The sequence below is a fragment of the Pantoea sp. 1.19 genome (assembly GCF_001922585.1).
Classification (GTDB): domain Bacteria; phylum Pseudomonadota; class Gammaproteobacteria; order Enterobacterales; family Enterobacteriaceae; genus 1-19.
In genome coordinates this window covers 1-16464 of sequence record NZ_MRBS01000005.1, presented here as the reverse complement: position 1 = coordinate 16464, position 16464 = coordinate 1, and the positions used below count along the sequence as shown (strand labels likewise).

Sequence of the window (16464 nt, the reverse complement as noted above, 5' to 3'; positions counted from 1 at the left end):
GGCGCCAGAATTCACCGCCGGAGGATAAAAAAATAGCCCCGAAGCGGGGCTATTGAGGGTCAGTCAGGAGGGCGATTAGCCCTCTTTGCTGCCGCGCGAGGCGCGTTTACGATCGTTTTCGGTCAGGTGACGTTTACGAATACGCACTGAGGTCGGGGTCACTTCCACCAGCTCGTCGTCATCGATAAATTCGATCGCCTGCTCAAGGGTCATCTTGATCGGCGGCACCAGGGTGGTCGCTTCATCCGTACCGGAAGCACGCATGTTGGTCAGCTTCTTACCGGTCAGGCAGTTGACCGTCAGATCGTTGGAGCGGCTGTGAATACCGATGATCTGGCCTTCATAGACTTCCGCACCGTGACCGAGGAACAGCTTACCGCGATCCTGCAGGCTGAACAGCGCAAACGCCACGGCTTTGCCCTGGCCGTTGGAGATCAGCACGCCGTTCTGACGCTGGCCCACTTCGCCCGGACGGATGTCGTCGTAGTGGCTGAAGGTGGAGTACAGCAGGCCGGTACCGGAGGTCATGGTCATGAACTCGTTACGGAAACCGATCAGGCCGCGGCTGGGGATCACGTAGTCAAGACGTACGCGACCTTTGCCATCCGGATCCATGTTTTTCAGATCGCCTTTACGCTCACCCATCGCCTGCATCACAGACCCCTGGTGGGTCTCTTCGATGTCGAGGGTGACGTTTTCGAACGGCTCCTGCTTGCGGCCTTCGAATTCGCGGAAGATCACTTTCGGACGAGATACCGCCAGTTCGAAGCCTTCGCGACGCATGTTTTCGATCAGCACCGACAGGTGCAGTTCGCCACGACCAGACACGCGGAAGGCATCGGCGTCTTCGGTCTCTTCTACGCGCAGCGCCACGTTGTGCACCAGCTCTTTGTTCAGGCGCTCGAGGATCTGACGGGAAGTGACGTATTTACCTTCTTTACCGCAGAACGGCGAGGTGTTGACGTTGAAGAACATGGTGACCGTCGGCTCATCCACGCTCAGCGCCGGCAGCGCTTCCACTTTCTGCGTATCGCAGATAGTGTCGGAGATGTTCAGCTCGCCGAGGCCGGTTACGGCAATGATATCGCCCGCTTCCGCCACGTCGCTGTCAATACGCTCCAGACCCAGATGGGTCAGTACTTTACCGACCTTACCGTTGCGGGTCTTGCCTTCGCTATCAATGATAGTGACCTGCTGGTTCGGCTTGATCTTACCGCGCTTGATGCGGCCAATGCCGATTACGCCCAAGTAGTTGTTGTAGTCCAGCTGGGAGATCTGCATCTGCAGCGGCGCTTCCACTTCCACCTGCGGCGGGGAAACGTGCTTCACGATGGCTTCATACAGCGGAGTCATATCGTCCGCCATATCCGTGTGATCCATCCCCGCGATGCCGTTCAGGGCAGAGGCGTAGATGATCGGGAAGTCCAGCTGCTCGTCGGTCGCGTCGAGGTTAACGAACAGATCGAAGACCTGATCGACCACCCAGTCAGGGCGCGCGCCCGGACGGTCAACTTTGTTGATAACCACAATCGGCTTCAGGCCGTTGGCAAACGCTTTCTTGGTAACAAAGCGGGTCTGCGGCATCGGGCCATCCATCGCGTCAACGACCAGCAGCACCGAATCCACCATAGACATCACGCGCTCGACCTCACCACCGAAGTCGGCGTGTCCCGGGGTATCAACGATGTTGATCCGGTAGTCATTCCATTTGATAGCGGTGTTTTTCGCGAGGATGGTAATCCCACGCTCTTTCTCCAAATCGTTGGAGTCCATCACGCGTTCAGTAGCTTCGGTACGGGCGTCAAAGGTACCGGACTGCTGCAGCAGTTTATCAACCAGGGTGGTTTTACCATGGTCTACGTGCGCGATGATGGCGATATTACGCAGATTTTCGATCACAACTTTGCCTCAGGCATTAGAAATAGCGCGTTATTGTACACGGATTAATCGGAATACTGAACCCGATCACACTTTTCACTGACAATTTGCGTTGTCGGCGGGGGACACACCCTTTTTCAGTGCAAAACGCGGCCACAGCCCTGGTTTTGCACCATTATGGTGCCCATTATTCACTCAATTGCACTATCATGGTGCTATCTCGCCATCCTGGTGCAGCCAGCGGCTCAGGAGAGGGCGCGATTTCGGGGCTGCCTGCCCCGTAAATGACAACAATTCATGGCGCAGGATGATGGCCGTTAATGCTGACGTGGCCCGGTGCGACGTCGCTTTACGCGCGGCATCGCCATCGCCATCCTGCCGCTTGCTGCGGTGAAGCATGCGCAATGGTTAAAAGTTGGCATGGAATTCGCAACTAGTATACCAAGCGAAAAACGGCAGTTTCCACAACGGTTGATAGCTTGTCAGAGATCTTTATTATCGGTGTTGTTCGCAAAACAGGCGATAGCCAGCGATCGGATCTCTAACCACGACGACAATGACAATTTCCAGGAGAGTTAAGTATGTCCGCTGAACACGTTCTGTCGATGATGAACGAGCACGAAGTGAAGTTCGTCGATCTGCGTTTTACCGACACCAAGGGTAAAGAGCAGCATGTGACCATTCCGGCGCACCAGGTTAACGCTGACTTCTTCGAAGAAGGCAAAATGTTCGATGGTTCTTCCATCGGCGGCTGGAAAGGCATTAACGAATCCGACATGGTACTGATGCCGGACGCCACCACGGCGGTCATTGACCCGTTCTTCGACGATCCGACGCTGATCATCCGCTGTGACATCCTGGAGCCAGGCACCATGCAGGGCTACGACCGCGATCCGCGCTCCATTGCTAAACGTGCAGAAGATTTTCTGCGCTCTTCCGGCATTGCCGACACCGTGTTGTTTGGACCCGAGCCGGAATTCTTCCTGTTTGACGACATCCGCTTTGGCAGCAGCACCGCCGGTTCGCACGTGGCCATCGACGATGTGGAAGCCTACTGGAACTCCGGTAAAGCTTACGAAGGCGGTAACAAAGGTCACCGTCCGGGTCTGAAAGGCGGTTACTTCCCGGTTCCGCCGGTCGACTCTTCGCAGGACATCCGCTCCGCGATGTGTCTGACCATGGAACAGATGGGCCTGGTGGTCGAGGCGCATCACCACGAAGTGGCAACCGCCGGTCAGAACGAAGTGGCGACCCGCTTTAACACCATGGTGAAAAAAGCCGACGAAATTCAGATCTACAAATACGTGGTGCACAACGTCGCCCACGCCTACGGCAAAACGGCCACCTTTATGCCGAAGCCGATGTTTGGTGACAACGGCTCCGGTATGCACTGCCACATGTCCCTGTCTAAAGGCGGCACCAACCTGTTCGCCGGCGACAAATACGGCGGCCTGTCTGAAACCGCGCTGTACTACATTGGTGGCGTGATCAAGCACGCGAAAGCGATTAACGCCCTGTCAAACCCGACCACCAACTCCTACAAGCGTCTGGTCCCAGGTTATGAAGCACCGGTTATGCTGGCCTACTCTGCCCGTAACCGTTCTGCATCGATTCGTATCCCGGTGGTCGCAAGCCCGAAAGCGCGCCGTATTGAAGCCCGCTTCCCGGATCCGGCCGCTAACCCGTACCTGTGCTTCGCCGCACTGCTGATGGCCGGTCTGGATGGCATCATCAACAAGATCCACCCTGGCGATGCAATGGACAAAAACCTGTATGACCTGCCGCCGGAAGAAGAAGCGGAGATTCCAAAAGTGGCGGGTTCACTCGACGAAGCGCTGGCGGCACTGAGCGACGATCGCGAGTTCCTGACCCGCGGCGGCGTGTTCACCGATGACACCATCGATGCCTACATCGAGCTGCGTAAATCGGAGCTGGACCGCGTTCGCATGACTCCGCATCCGGTTGAGTTTGAGCTGTATTACAGCGTGTAATCTGATGGAAAGTTAAGATCTCACGCTACCGGCGGCGTTGCTTTGCGGCAACGTCCGCCGCGCGGGAGAGATTTTTTGTTGCCGTGGAAACTTTCAGCCCATCTTCGGATGGGCTTTTTTCAGCGCAAATTCATCGTTAAGGATAATGATGTTCGGCGAAAACCACTATAATGCACCAAAACAGTGCATACGTTTCGGGAGTACGCTGTATGGCAGCCGATACACTGCCCGATGCCGGGCAAATTCTTAACTCACTGATCAACAGCATTTTGCTGGTCGATGACGACCTGGCCATTCGCTATGCCAACCCCGCCGCACAGCAGCTGCTGGCCCAGAGTTCCCGCAAGCTGTTTGGTACCCCGCTGCCCGATCTGACCGGCTACTTTTCCCTGAATATTGCGGTCATGCGCGAAAGCCTGGCGGCAGGACAAGGCTTCACCGATAGCGAAGTGACGCTGGTGGTGGACGGCCGGGCGCACATTATGGCGCTGACCGCGCAGCGCCTGCCTGACGGCCTGACCCTGCTGGAAATGGCGCCGATGGATAATCAGCGGCGCCTGAGCCAGGAACAACTGCAGCACGCTCAGCAGGTGGCCGCGCGCGACCTGGTCCGCGGCCTCGCGCACGAAATCAAAAACCCGCTCGGCGGACTGCGCGGAGCGGCGCAGCTGCTGAACCGCGCCCTGCCCGATCCGGCGCTGACCGAATACACCAAAGTGATCATCGAGCAGGCCGACCGCCTGCGTAACCTGGTCGACCGACTGCTGGGCCCCCAGCAGCCCGGGATGCACGTAACGCAAAGCATTCACCAGGTGGCCGAACGGGTGTTTAACCTGGTGTCGATGGAGCTACCAGAAAACATTACCCTGGTGCGCGATTACGATCCTAGCCTGCCAGAGCTGCCGCACGATCCCGATCAGATTGAGCAGGTGCTGTTAAATATCGTGCGCAACGCCATGCAGGCGCTGGGCGAGGATGGCGGTACCCTGATTCTACGCACCCGCACGGCGTTTCAGCTGACCCTGCACGGCGTACGCTATCGCCTCGTGGCGCGGATAGACATTGAAGATAATGGACCGGGGATCCCGGCGCACCTGCAGGATACGCTGTTTTACCCGATGGTCAGCGGCCGCGAAGGCGGTACCGGGCTGGGCCTGTCGATTGCCCGCAGCCTGATCGACCAGCATTCTGGAAAAATTGAATTCAACAGTTGGCCGGGACACACCGAATTTTCGGTCTTCCTGCCGCTTCGCCAGTGAGGTTCATTATGCAACGAGGGATAGTTTGGATCGTCGATGACGACAGCTCCATCCGCTGGGTGCTGGAACGTGCGCTAACCGGCGCCGGATTGAGCTGCGCCACCTTCGAGAGCGCCAGTGAGGTACTGGATGCGCTGGCGACCAAAACGCCGGACGTACTGCTGTCCGATATTCGCATGCCCGGAATGGACGGCCTGACGCTGCTGAAACAGATTAAGCAACGCCATCCGATGCTGCCGGTGATTATCATGACCGCCCACTCGGACCTGGACGCTGCGGTAAGCGCCTACCAGCAGGGCGCGTTTGATTACCTGCCGAAGCCGTTTGATATTGACGAGGCGGTCGCGCTGGTTGAGCGCGCCATCAGCCACTATCAGGAACAGCAGCAGCCACGCAATCAGCCCATCAGTGGCCCCACCACCGATATCATCGGTGAGGCGCCGGCGATGCAGGATGTGTTTCGCATTATTGGCCGCCTCTCCCGCTCCTCAATCAGCGTGCTGATTAACGGCGAGTCCGGCACCGGTAAAGAGCTGGTCGCCCACGCGCTGCACCGCCACAGCCCGCGCGCCAAAGCGCCGTTTATTGCTCTGAATATGGCCGCTATTCCGAAAGATTTGATTGAGTCAGAGCTGTTTGGCCACGAAAAGGGAGCCTTTACCGGCGCCAGTCAAATCCGCCAGGGACGCTTTGAACAGGCCGACGGCGGCACGCTGTTTCTGGACGAGATCGGCGATATGCCGCTGGATGTGCAAACCCGCCTGCTGCGCGTGCTCGCCGACGGCCAGTTTTACCGCGTCGGCGGTTATGCCCCGGTAAAAGTGGATGTGCGCATCATCGCCGCTACCCACCAGAATCTTGAGCTGCGGGTGCAGGAAGGCAAGTTTCGCGAGGATCTGTTTCATCGCCTGAACGTGATCCGGGTTCATCTGCCGCCGCTGCGCGAGCGCCGCGAGGATATCCCACGGCTGGCGCGCTACTTCCTGCAAGAGGCCGCCCGCGAACTGGGGGTGGAGGCCAAAATTCTGCATCCGGAAACGGAGACGGCTCTGACCCGCCTGCACTGGTCGGGTAATGTGCGTCAGCTGGAAAATACCTGTCGCTGGCTGACGGTAATGGCCGCCGGTCAGGAGGTGCTGATTCAGGATCTGCCCGGCGAGCTGTTTGAAACCAGCACGCCTGCCGACAGCGGCGCTCCTGCCCTGCCGGATAGCTGGGCCACGCTGCTGGCGCAGTGGGCCGACCGCGCGCTGCGATCCGGTCATCAAAACCTGCTGTCCGAAGCGCAGCCGGAAATGGAACGCACGCTGCTCAGCACCGCCCTGCGCCACACGCAGGGACATAAGCAGGAAGCCGCCCGGCTGCTGGGCTGGGGACGTAACACGCTGACCAGGAAGCTGAAAGAGCTGGGCATGGAGTAGCCGGCACGCGGCGCGGCAACACCATCGGTCACGCAGCGGGGAGTGGAGCTTAACAGCCTCCCTCCCTGCAGTGGAATGCCTGAAGGTACGTGGGGAGATGAGGCGATGCTGGGAGCCTTACGGCACGGAATCGGCGCCGGGGGCGGCTCCGCCTCAGGCCGTCGTAGCCACCGCGCAGTACCCTGCTGATGATGCAGGGGGGACATTCCCGGCGTCAGATCACCCGCGAGAATATCTGGTGCTGCCGCTGACGCAGATGCCTGTCGAAACACATACTGATGTTGCGCACCAGCAGGCGACCCGTGGCGCTGACCTGAATCTGCTCCGGCGTGAGCATCACCAGTCCATCTTCGGCCAGCGGTGCCAGCAGCGCCAGTTCTTCAGCAAAGTAATCATCAAAATTCAGCGTATAGCGGCGGGCAATGGCCGCTTTATCCACATAAAAGTGGCACATCAGCTGCTGAATCACCTCGCGCCGCAGGCGATCGTCAACGCTTAGCGCGACGCCACGCCATAGCGCGTGCCCGCGGGTCATTATCGCTTCCGCGTAATGATTCAGTACTTTTTCATTCTGCGCGTAGCCATCGCCGATCTGGCTGATGGCCGACACGCCCAACCCGAGCAAATCGCACTCGCCCTGGGTGCTGTAACCCTGAAAGTTGCGCTGAAGCTCGCCCTGGCGCTGCGCCACCGCCAGCGCGTCGTCCTGACGGGCAAAATGGTCCATACCGATAAACTGATATCCTGCGCCGGTCAGCGTCGCTATCGTCTGTTGCAATATGGCCAGCTTTGCCTGCGCCGCGGGCAACTCTTCCGACCGAATTTTACGCTGCGCCGGAAACAGATCCGGCATATGCGCATAATTAAAGACGCTGAGCCGGTCCGGCTGCCAGGTTAACACCTGCTGCAGGGTGGCGGCAAAACCTTCAGGGGTCTGCATTGGCAGGCCGTAGATTAAATCCAGACTGACGGAGGCAAAGCCGGTGGCGCGCGCCCGGGCGATCAGTGCCGCGATCAGCGTCTCGTCCTGTACCCGATTGACCCGCTGCTGCACGGTTTTATCCACGTCCTGAATGCCCATGCTTAGCCGGTTAAATCCCTCCTGACGCAGGTGATCGATCATCGTCACGTCAATCTCACGCGGGTCGATTTCGATCCCCAGTTCGGCGTCCGGCGCGAAAGTAAAATGATCGCGCAGGCAGCGCATCAGGGCGCTAATTTGCGCGGCGGTCAGAAAGGTCGGCGTACCGCCCCCCCAGTGCAGCTGGGTCACCGTGCGGTGGGCAAACAGCGGAGCACGGCTGGCTATCTCGGTCGCCAGTACCTGCAGATAGCGCGCGGCCTTCTGCGGCTGGCGGGTTACCTGCTTATTGCAGCCGCAGAAATAGCAGAGCTTATGGCAGAACGGAATGTGCACGTAGAGCGAGAGCGGGCGTTCGGGATAGCGCGACGCGCTGGCGAGGAAATCTTCCGCACCGTATGCGGTGTGAAAATCCGCGGCGGTAGGGTAGGAGGTATAACGCGGGCCGGCACGATCGTATTTTTCGATCAGCCTCCGGTCCCACTCAATGGCGGTGGCGTGCATGGTCACTCCTTGCGATGGCGTGGGCGCCGCCCCGGCCGGATCGCCGCAGAGGGTCGTCGCTGCCGCTGCAGCAGTCGGGCTTTACGGCGCGATAGTCGATGCAGTCTGATGAATAACCACACTAGATAACACGCCAGCAGCAGCGCAAACATTGATCCAAGCCAGGAGAAAGGCATTCACGGTCGCTTTAGCCGAAGGTCGGCAGGAGGTTGACAGGGAGGACGGGGGCCTCCCTGCGCGCAGGATAAATCAGTGACCGCCCTTCAACAGGCGATACATATCTTCGTCCGCCGCGTCGTCCTGCTCATCATCATCCAGCGCAATACCGAGCATTTCCATCAGTACGTCGATGCGGTCAAGCGTTTGGTCCAGCCACGCCTGATCATCACCTGACAGCGTATCTCCCTGCTCCAGGCGATCGAGCAGCGTATCCAGGCGCTCGCTGTTCTCCAGTGCCGCCAGCTCTTCCTGTGGGCTAAGCGCGACAGGTTTTTTTTCTACCGGCTTCGGAGCGGGAACCGCGGCGCGGCTGACCGGAGTCGTTATCTCATTGCCCAGCGGCACCGGTTTTTTACTGCCGAGACGCGGATCGCGCGACGGGGCGCCACCGTGTTGCCTGGCCTCTGCGGCAATCGGATTCGCCCGCGATCCCGGCTTATGGCCGCTGCGCTTTTTATCGCGTTTCCGATCGCGCGCCTGCTGATTCAGCGACTCGCGCGCTTCGCGCCTGGATTTCCCCTTGCCGGATTGTTGGCCTGTGCGTGCAGGTTGTTTCATCATGGTGTTTTCGCTCTCGGACACTACAGACAGTATATACCTTGCATCCGACAGGATGAGGTACAGAATTGCGGCGAAATCTAACAGAAAAAAGGCGACAGGTCACCCTGTCGCCTTTTTTCCCTTCGAGTGAAGGGTATTACACCCCACTCTTCCCTGTTGCACTCAACGTCCCGGTTTATCCGTTTGCAGCGCCATCCTGGCGGGTTCCCGTCCTTTTCTGCGCCTCCGGCGCATCATCCTCTCCCGCTCTGCGGCGTCCAGCCACTCCCTGAGCCCTCATCCTGAGGAGAAACATTCTGCTTCCGGATACAAATGTAGTTGATGTGAGCGAACGCACAAGTTTTTCAGCAGTTTTAACGCGCAAACCGTCAACAATAGTCAATAACAGACTGTTTTATCTCTTTTTTATTTTTTCCACGACGGTATAAAAATCCCGTTATCGTTGGAAATCGGTGGGTGTCCGGCGCACTGCCCGGTAAGAAAAGGGATGCGTGCTCGTTTGTTCAGGCTTTTCTATGTCAGATGCGTATAATCAGCGCAAAACAGTGAATCAACGGAGACAGGATTGTGACGAGCTGGAATTACCATGTGACCCATTTTGTGACCAGCGCGCCGGATATTCGCCACCTGCCTGCCGATAGTGGTATCGAGGTAGCCTTTGCCGGTCGCTCCAATGCGGGCAAATCCAGCGCGCTTAACGCGCTGACCAATCAGAAAAGCCTGGCCCGCACCAGTAAAACGCCCGGCCGAACGCAGCTGATCAATCTGTTTCAGGTTGCCGAAGGTTATCGCCTGGTGGATTTACCGGGCTATGGCTATGCGGAAGTGCCGGAAGAGATGAAGCGAAAATGGCAGCGGGCGCTGGCGGAATACCTGCAGATGCGCAACTGCCTGAAAGGGCTGGTGGTGCTGATGGATATTCGGCATCCGCTTAAGGATCTCGATCAGCAGATGATCCAGTGGGCCGTAGCCAGTGAGATCCCGGTGCTGGTGCTGCTGACCAAGGCGGACAAACTCGCCTCGGGGGCGCGCAAAAGTCAGCTGAATATGGTGCGTGAAGCCGCGCTGGCCTTTATGGGTGATGTGCAAGTTGAGACGTTTTCTTCGCTGAAAAAAAGCGGCGTCGATAAACTGCGTCAGAAACTGGATAGCTGGTTCAGCCAGCTGCCGCCGGCGGTACTGGAAGAGGAAGCGCAGGCGTAACGGCGTGCGTCCGCGCCGTGCAGGATGCCGGACTTTATTTTCTACTATAAAAAACGCCCCAGTCACGAGTGACTGGGGCGGCTAAATATTCAGCCAAATCCGATTACGTGAAGTAAAAGGTCTGAAAGATAGAACATCTTACCTCTGTACCCTACGCGACAAACTCTACCTGATTTTTTATGAGCGAAAAAGGGTTTTATGTAGTTAATTTTCATAAAACAACACAATTTATCCGACACAAGTCACATAATTGTCGTATCTCTGTAGCGTAGTTACATAAAAAGTGCTTTGCGGATAGGCGGTTAGCGATGCATTGCCGCCGCCGTCACGACCGCTTGCAGCTAAATCGTTTTAGTAAACTCACCAAAAAAAGTCAGCCCGCAGGCTGACCCTTGCTGCGTCTGGCTTAATGCGCCTCATCCCAGTTATCGCCAACGCCCACTTCCACCAGCAGCGGCACATCCAGCGTCATGCTGTTTTCCATCAGCTCGGCCAGTTTACGCCCGACGCGCTCCACCTCTTCGGCGCACACCTCAAACACCAGTTCATCGTGAACCTGCATGATCATTTTAACCGCCGGCTCCTGCTGCAGCCATTGATCGACCGCAATCATCGCCCGCTTGATGATGTCCGCCGCGGTGCCCTGCATCGGGGCATTGATCGCCGCGCGTTCGGCCGCTTTGCGGCGGATGGCATTGCTGGAGCCGATATCCGGGAGCCACAGTCGGCGGCCATCCAGCGTTTCAACATAACCCTGCCCGGCGGCCTGCTCGCGCGTCGACTCCATATAGCGCAATACGCCCGGATAGCGCTCGAAATAGCGCTCCATGTACTTTTTCGACTCGCCGGGTGGGATATTCAGCTGGCGTGAGAGGCCAAAGGCGCTCATGCCATAAATCAGCCCAAAGTTAATCGCCTTGGCGCTGCGCCGCTGCTCGCCGGTGACCTTGTCCAGCGAGGTGCCGAACACCTCAGCGGCGGTCGCGCGGTGGATATCCTGATTATCGGCAAATGCCGCTAGCAGGCCCGGGTCCTGCGACAGGTGCGCCATGATGCGCAGTTCGATTTGTGAATAGTCCGCCGCCAGAATTTTACAGCCGGGCGAGGCTATAAACGCCTGACGTATGCGCCGGCCCTCTTCATTACGCACCGGAATATTTTGCAGGTTGGGCTCGGTAGACGAGAGTCGACCGGTAGCGGTCACCGCCTGATGGTAGGAGGTATGTACGCGACCGGTTTTCGCATTGATCATCTGCGGCAGCTTATCGGTATAGGTCGACTTCAGTTTGGAGAGGCCGCGATGTTCCAGAATCACTTTCGGCAGTGGATAATCCAGCGCCAGTTCTGCCAGTACCTCTTCACTGGTAGAGGGCGCGCCACCGGGCGTTTTCTTCGTCGGCTTGATTCCCTGTTTTTCAAACAGAATGGTTTGCAGCTGCCTGGTCGAAGAGAGATTAAACGGCTCGCCGGCCAGTTCGTGCGCCTCTTTTTCCAGCTCTGCCAGCCGCGCGGTCAGCTCCTGCGAATGGCGTGACAGGATGGCCGGATCGATCAGCACGCCGTTACGCTCAATGCGTGAAATTACGCTAAGCAGCGGCATCTCTATGCGTTCAAAAATCTGCTTCGGACCGCTGAGCCTGGCCAGCTCCGGCCACATTTTCTGATGCAGCTGCAGCGTCACATCGGCATCCTCGGCTGCATAGTGCGCCGCCTGCTCCAGCGGGATTTGATTAAAGGTCAGCTGATTCTTACCTTTGCCGGCAATCTCTTCAAAGGTGACGGTCTTATGGTTCAGCCAGCGCGCCGACAGCGAGTCCATATCGTGCTTGTTGCCCACGCTGTTCAGGCAGTACGACTCCAGCATGGTGTCAAAGGCGATGCCCTGCAGCTCAATGTCGTAATTTTTCAGCACGCCGCGATCGTACTTCAGGTTTTGCCCAACTTTTTTCAACGCCGGATCTTCCAGCAGCGGTTTTAGCTTTGCCAACACCGCATCGCGGTCGAGCTGCGCCGGTGCGTCGAGATAGTCGTGTCCTACCGGCAGGTAGGCCGCTTCCCCGGGAGCGGTGGCGAGAGAAATACCGATAATCTGCGCATTCAGATTATCGAGCGAGTCCGTTTCCAGATCGAGCGCAAACAGGTCACTCTCTTTCAGACGTTTCAGCCACTGCTCGACGCTGTCCTCATCCAGCAGAGTGACGTAGCCGTCTGCGGCGAGCACGCGCTCTGGCGCCGCGGTTGCAGCCGGTTCCGCCTCGGCGGCCGTTTTCTGACTGACGCCGCCTTTCTTACCCTGTAGCCAGCTGCCTGACTCCAGATCGCTGATCCAACGTTTGAACTCATAATGGCGGAACTGATCGATTAGCGTTTCAACCTCGGGCGGCTGTACCGTCAACGCATCACAGGTCACCTCCAGTGCCACATCGGTTTTGATCGTGGCCAGCTGGTAGGAGAGGAAAGCCACCTCTTTGCTTTGCTCCAGCTTGCCCGCCATGGTCTTCGATCCGCGGAAGCCCAGGGCGGCCACGTTGTCGAGATGCGCGTAAATACTGGACATACCGCCCAGTCCCTGGAGCAGCGCCTGCGCCGTTTTTTCTCCAACGCCCGGCACACCGGGAATGTTATCTGATGCGTCGCCCATCAGCGCCAGGTAATCGATAATCAGTGACGGCGGGATGCCGTATTTATCCTGCACCTCTTGCGGCCCGAGTACAGTATTGTTCATGGTATTGATCAGCGTGACATTGGGCGTCACCAGCTGCGCCATGTCTTTATCCCCGGTACTGATCAACACTGCGCGGCCCTGCTGCTCTGCCTGCACCGCCAGCGTACCAATCACATCGTCAGCTTCCACCCCGCTGACAACCAGCAGCGGCAGCCCCATGGCTTTGACCATTTTATGGAGCGGTGCTATCTGCGCGCGCAGATCGTCCGGCATGGGTGGACGGTGAGATTTGTAGGCTTCAAAAAGCTCATCACGAAAGGTTTTACCTTTGGCATCAAATACCACTGCCGCATGCGTCGGCTGGTACTGCATCAGTAAGCTTTTCAGCATATTCAGCACGCCGTACATCGCTCCGGTCGGTTCCCCCGCGCTGTTGGTAAGCGGAGGAAACGCGTGATAGGCGCGATAGAGATAGGAGGATCCATCGACCAGGATGAGCGGATTGTCTGCAATTTGAGCCATAGTCTTTCGCGAGTTTTCTCTAAGTGAATGTCGGCTGTAAGGATGCCACAGGCAGAGGATAAAGATGAAATAATGCCGGGTTTAAATGCACGTTTTGTGCAGATCCTCGGCGGATCAAACTGTGGATAACTTTGTGTGTAAAATTTGATGCGAATATGTTGTAAAGCACACTGCTACGAAAACAAATTATAAGTCATTGATTATTAATCATAAAAACAACATAAATTCGGGATATCGCTCGCCAATCGCCGGCAGAGCAATGTGGATAGCGATCCACCGGTGTGTGATTGCGGTTGGCGTCAGATCGGATGGAATGTTAAGCCGTGTGAAGTATAGCGAAGAATGGCGTCGGCGCGGGGCCGACGCCAGCAAAAAAGCTTATTTTTTATTCAGCAGGAATTTCACTACGTTGGCGTATTCAGCAGTAAAGTTTTCCTGGGAACGGGTATCCAGTCCGCCGTTGTTAATCATGTATTTTCCGTTAACAAACATCGCCGGCACGCCGCGCAGATCGACATCGGCCGCCGCTTTCTGCTGCTGGGCAACCAGCGCTTTCACAGCAAAGCTGTTCCAGGCCGCATCATACTGCTCCGGGGTGATCCCTGCCGCCTGCACAAAGGTGGCTTTCAGCGTTGCCGGATCGCGGATTTCCTGGTTTTTTTGAATGCCTTCGAAAATGGGCGTAGTCACCCGATCTTCTACGCCCAGCGCCATGGCAACAGCCCAAGCGTGAGTGACTACCGGACCAAAATCGCCGCCGAGGAAATCAACGTGGTATTTCACCATGCGGGTGCCTTCCGGCAAATTTTTCTTCACCGCTTCGCTGACGTGATAAACGTTTTCAAACTGATAGCAGTGCGGGCAAAAGAAGGAGAAGAACTCCAGAACCTGAGGTTCACCCTGAACCGCTTTCGGCAGGGTCACGTACTGCTTTCCATCAGAGTAGGTCGCCGCCGTTGCCACCGACGCACTGGCAGCCAGGACCAGCCCCATTAACGCAAGCCACATCTTTTTCATGGTGAAATCTTCTCCTGTCACATCTTAATATTCTGGCATCAGCCGTAAAGGGGGTTCCTGTAACAACCGGTTTTGCTCCTCAAAGAGTGCGCGCTGCCGCCGCCAGAAATCTTCATCCGTCATCCATGGGAAACTGCCCGGGAAAGCAGGATCCTGCCACCGCCTGGCCACCCACGCGAGATAATAAACCATACGCATCGCACGTAAAGGCTCAATGAGTGACAATTCGTGAGCATCAAACTCAGCGAATTCGGCGTAGGCCTCCAGCAAAATGTCCCACTGCATGCGCTGTTCCTGGCGATCGCCACTGACCAACATCCACAAATCCTGTACCGCAGGCCCCGTGCGGGCATCATCCAAATCGACGAACAATGGGCCATCGCGCCAGAGGATATTTCCCGGGTGGCAGTCACCGTGCAAACGCAGAGGGCGCCACTGAGTATGCCAGCATTTTTGTAAAGTTGTACTCATCTGCTCAAGGCTGGTGAACAGTTCATGCCGTATGCCCTGCGGAATCAGCGCGCTTTGTGCGAGGATCTGCGTTGGCTCATACAGGTAATCCTGCAGGTCAATCGCCGGGCGCGCGCTGAAACGGGCTTTGCGTCCGGTCTGATGCAGCCGCCCCAGCTGGCGTCCCACCGCCTCCAGCTGATCAAGATTATCGGTCTCATACTGCCGGCCACCGACGCTGGGGAAGACCGCAAAGCGGAATCCCTGGTGCAGATGCAGCGTCTCTCCCTGCAGGCGCAAAGGTGCTACCACCGGTACGTCATCCGCCGCCAGCTCAAGCGCAAACTGATGCTCCTCGGCTATTTGCGCCGAGGACCAGCGCTGCGGTCGGTAAAATTTCACCACGTAGCGTTTCCGCTCGTCGTCGGAGCATTGCCAGACCCGGTTCTCGTAACTGTTGAGCGGGGTCAGTCCGGACTCAACGCGCAGGCCGGTCTCCCAGAGCGCATCCAGCAGCGTCTCCGGATCGAGAGTGTGAAAGGTAAAAGCCGGATCGGTCATAGCGCTTATTCTGTTGAGAAGAAAACCGCTAGAGTATCATTTATTGGCAGGCGATGAAGCCCCACTCTCTTCCTGAAGCACGCCGCGCGCGCGCAATAAGGCGGTTTTAAAATCGACTTCGTAATCCTTATGCAGGCCGGGAAGCGGCGCATTGGCATCCATTTCGCGCACCTTTAGCTGGTAAATCAGCATATCATCCGTCAGTGATGCAATATCTTGCTTCAGACCCGCCTCTCTGGCCAGCATTTGGATAAACTGTACCAGGCTGAGGTCGGATGTATGGCGCCAGGCGGGGTGTAGCAGTTCCATAATTTCATCCAGCCGCTGTAGTGTGTTCATACTGTCTCCTTACCCGATTATTCCCACTACGTTAGCAAGGTTATTGATTGATGAATAGCGACCCGATCAAGGAAATCACCGGTGTGATCCTCGCCGGAGGCCAGGGCAGCCGTATGGGCGGAAAAGATAAAGGGTTAATGCTGCTTGCCGGGCAGCCACTGTACCAGCATGTGCAGCGGCGCCTTACGCCTCAGGTGGGATCGCTGGCAATCAGCGCCAATCGCAACGTTGTGCAATACCGCCAAAGCGGACTGCAGGTTATCACCGACACCCTACCCGGCTTCCAGGGGCCGCTGGCCGGGATGTTAGCGGCCCTGCAGCATCCGCTCAGCCCCTGGTATCTGTTTGCCGCCTGCGATGCCCCCGCCATTCCACTGACCCTGGCCCGGGACCTCTGGCTGGCCAGGGGCGATCGACGCGCCGTGTGGGCCCGCGCCGGCGGCCGCGATCACCCGACCCACGCCCTGCTGCACGCCACGCTGGCCGCACCGCTGGCCGCCTTTCTGGCGCGCAACGAACGGCGCGTACTGGCTTTTTTCAGTCAGTGCGGAGGGCTGGCGGTTGAGTTTGATACGCCCGCCGCTTTTGCCAATATCAATACGCCCGCGGCGCTGCTGGATAGCGGGGAGGGGCGCTGATGCGCGGCGCGTCGGGGTGGCGGCCGCGCGGGGCGCCTGAACGCAAAAAAACCCGACCGTCGGGCCGGGGCGCCCGCCGCAAACCGCGCGCAAAACAAAAGGCCCGGTCTTTCGACCGGGCCTTTCGCCTGATTTGATGCCTGGCAGTTCCCTAC

Annotated in this window: 12 protein-coding genes; 5 read left to right on the top strand and 7 right to left on the bottom strand. The window is 57.6% G+C overall.

Annotated features, from left to right (window positions below):
• Positions 1 to 75: 75 nt before the first annotated feature.
• Entirely contained in the window at positions 76 to 1899 is a 1824-nt protein-coding gene (gene typA / locus BS626_RS10795; RefSeq protein ID WP_075182412.1) for a ribosome-dependent GTPase TypA, read from the bottom strand.
• A 560-nt stretch (positions 1900 to 2459) separates the two neighbouring features.
• Here typA and glnA point away from each other — a divergent pair.
• The 3 genes from glnA (at position 2460) to glnG (ending at position 6549) form a co-directional block, all read left to right on the top strand.
• Positions 2460 to 3869, top strand: a complete 1410-nt coding sequence (glnA, locus tag BS626_RS10785) for a glutamate--ammonia ligase (RefSeq protein WP_075182410.1) — start codon at positions 2460 to 2462, stop codon at positions 3867 to 3869.
• Positions 3870 to 4078: 209 nt separating this feature from the next.
• Positions 4079 to 5128 carry a nitrogen regulation protein NR(II) gene (glnL, locus tag BS626_RS10780; RefSeq protein ID WP_075182409.1) on the top strand — a complete coding sequence of 350 codons (1050 nt, stop codon included), beginning with the start codon at positions 4079 to 4081 and terminating at the stop codon, positions 5126 to 5128.
• 8 nt (positions 5129 to 5136) lie between these two features.
• Positions 5137 to 6549 (top strand): nitrogen regulation protein NR(I), encoded by a 1413-nt coding sequence (gene glnG / locus BS626_RS10775; RefSeq protein WP_075182408.1) that lies wholly within the window; start codon positions 5137 to 5139, stop codon positions 6547 to 6549.
• Positions 6550 to 6763: 214 nt separating this feature from the next.
• Here the strand turns inward: glnG and hemN are convergent, their stop codons facing one another.
• Entirely contained in the window at positions 6764 to 8134 is a 1371-nt protein-coding gene (hemN, locus tag BS626_RS10770) for an oxygen-independent coproporphyrinogen III oxidase (protein ID WP_075182407.1), read from the bottom strand.
• Between the two features lie 249 nt (positions 8135 to 8383).
• Positions 8384 to 8911, bottom strand: a complete 528-nt coding sequence (gene yihI / locus BS626_RS10765; RefSeq protein WP_075182600.1) for a Der GTPase-activating protein YihI — start codon at positions 8909 to 8911, stop codon at positions 8384 to 8386.
• Positions 8912 to 9481: 570 nt separating this feature from the next.
• Between yihI and yihA the strand changes: the two genes are divergently transcribed.
• Positions 9482 to 10117: a ribosome biogenesis GTP-binding protein YihA/YsxC gene (gene yihA / locus BS626_RS10760; protein WP_075182406.1), complete on the top strand. Its 636-nt coding sequence runs from the start codon at positions 9482 to 9484 to the stop codon at positions 10115 to 10117.
• Positions 10118 to 10523: 406 nt separating this feature from the next.
• Here the strand turns inward: yihA and polA are convergent, their stop codons facing one another.
• From polA to BS626_RS10735, 4 genes are all read right to left on the bottom strand, one after another.
• Complete coding sequence (gene polA / locus BS626_RS10750) at positions 10524 to 13304, bottom strand: DNA polymerase I (protein WP_075182405.1); 2781 nt, start codon at positions 13302 to 13304, stop codon at positions 10524 to 10526.
• A 378-nt stretch (positions 13305 to 13682) separates the two neighbouring features.
• The gene (dsbA, locus tag BS626_RS10745) at positions 13683 to 14321 is read right to left on the bottom strand and encodes a thiol:disulfide interchange protein DsbA (protein WP_075182404.1); all 639 of its coding nucleotides are present in this window, start codon (positions 14319 to 14321) and stop codon (positions 13683 to 13685) included.
• A 24-nt stretch (positions 14322 to 14345) separates the two neighbouring features.
• Entirely contained in the window at positions 14346 to 15332 is a 987-nt protein-coding gene (locus BS626_RS10740) for a serine/threonine protein kinase (RefSeq protein WP_075182403.1), read from the bottom strand.
• A 36-nt stretch (positions 15333 to 15368) separates the two neighbouring features.
• Positions 15369 to 15671 (bottom strand): YihD family protein, encoded by a 303-nt coding sequence (locus BS626_RS10735; RefSeq protein ID WP_075182402.1) that lies wholly within the window; start codon positions 15669 to 15671, stop codon positions 15369 to 15371.
• A gap of 50 nt (positions 15672 to 15721) precedes the next feature.
• On the opposite strand from BS626_RS10735, the gene mobA reads away from it, so the two are divergent.
• The gene (mobA, locus tag BS626_RS10730; RefSeq protein ID WP_075182401.1) at positions 15722 to 16309 is read left to right on the top strand and encodes a molybdenum cofactor guanylyltransferase MobA; all 588 of its coding nucleotides are present in this window, start codon (positions 15722 to 15724) and stop codon (positions 16307 to 16309) included.
• Positions 16310 to 16464: the final 155 nt, after the last annotated feature.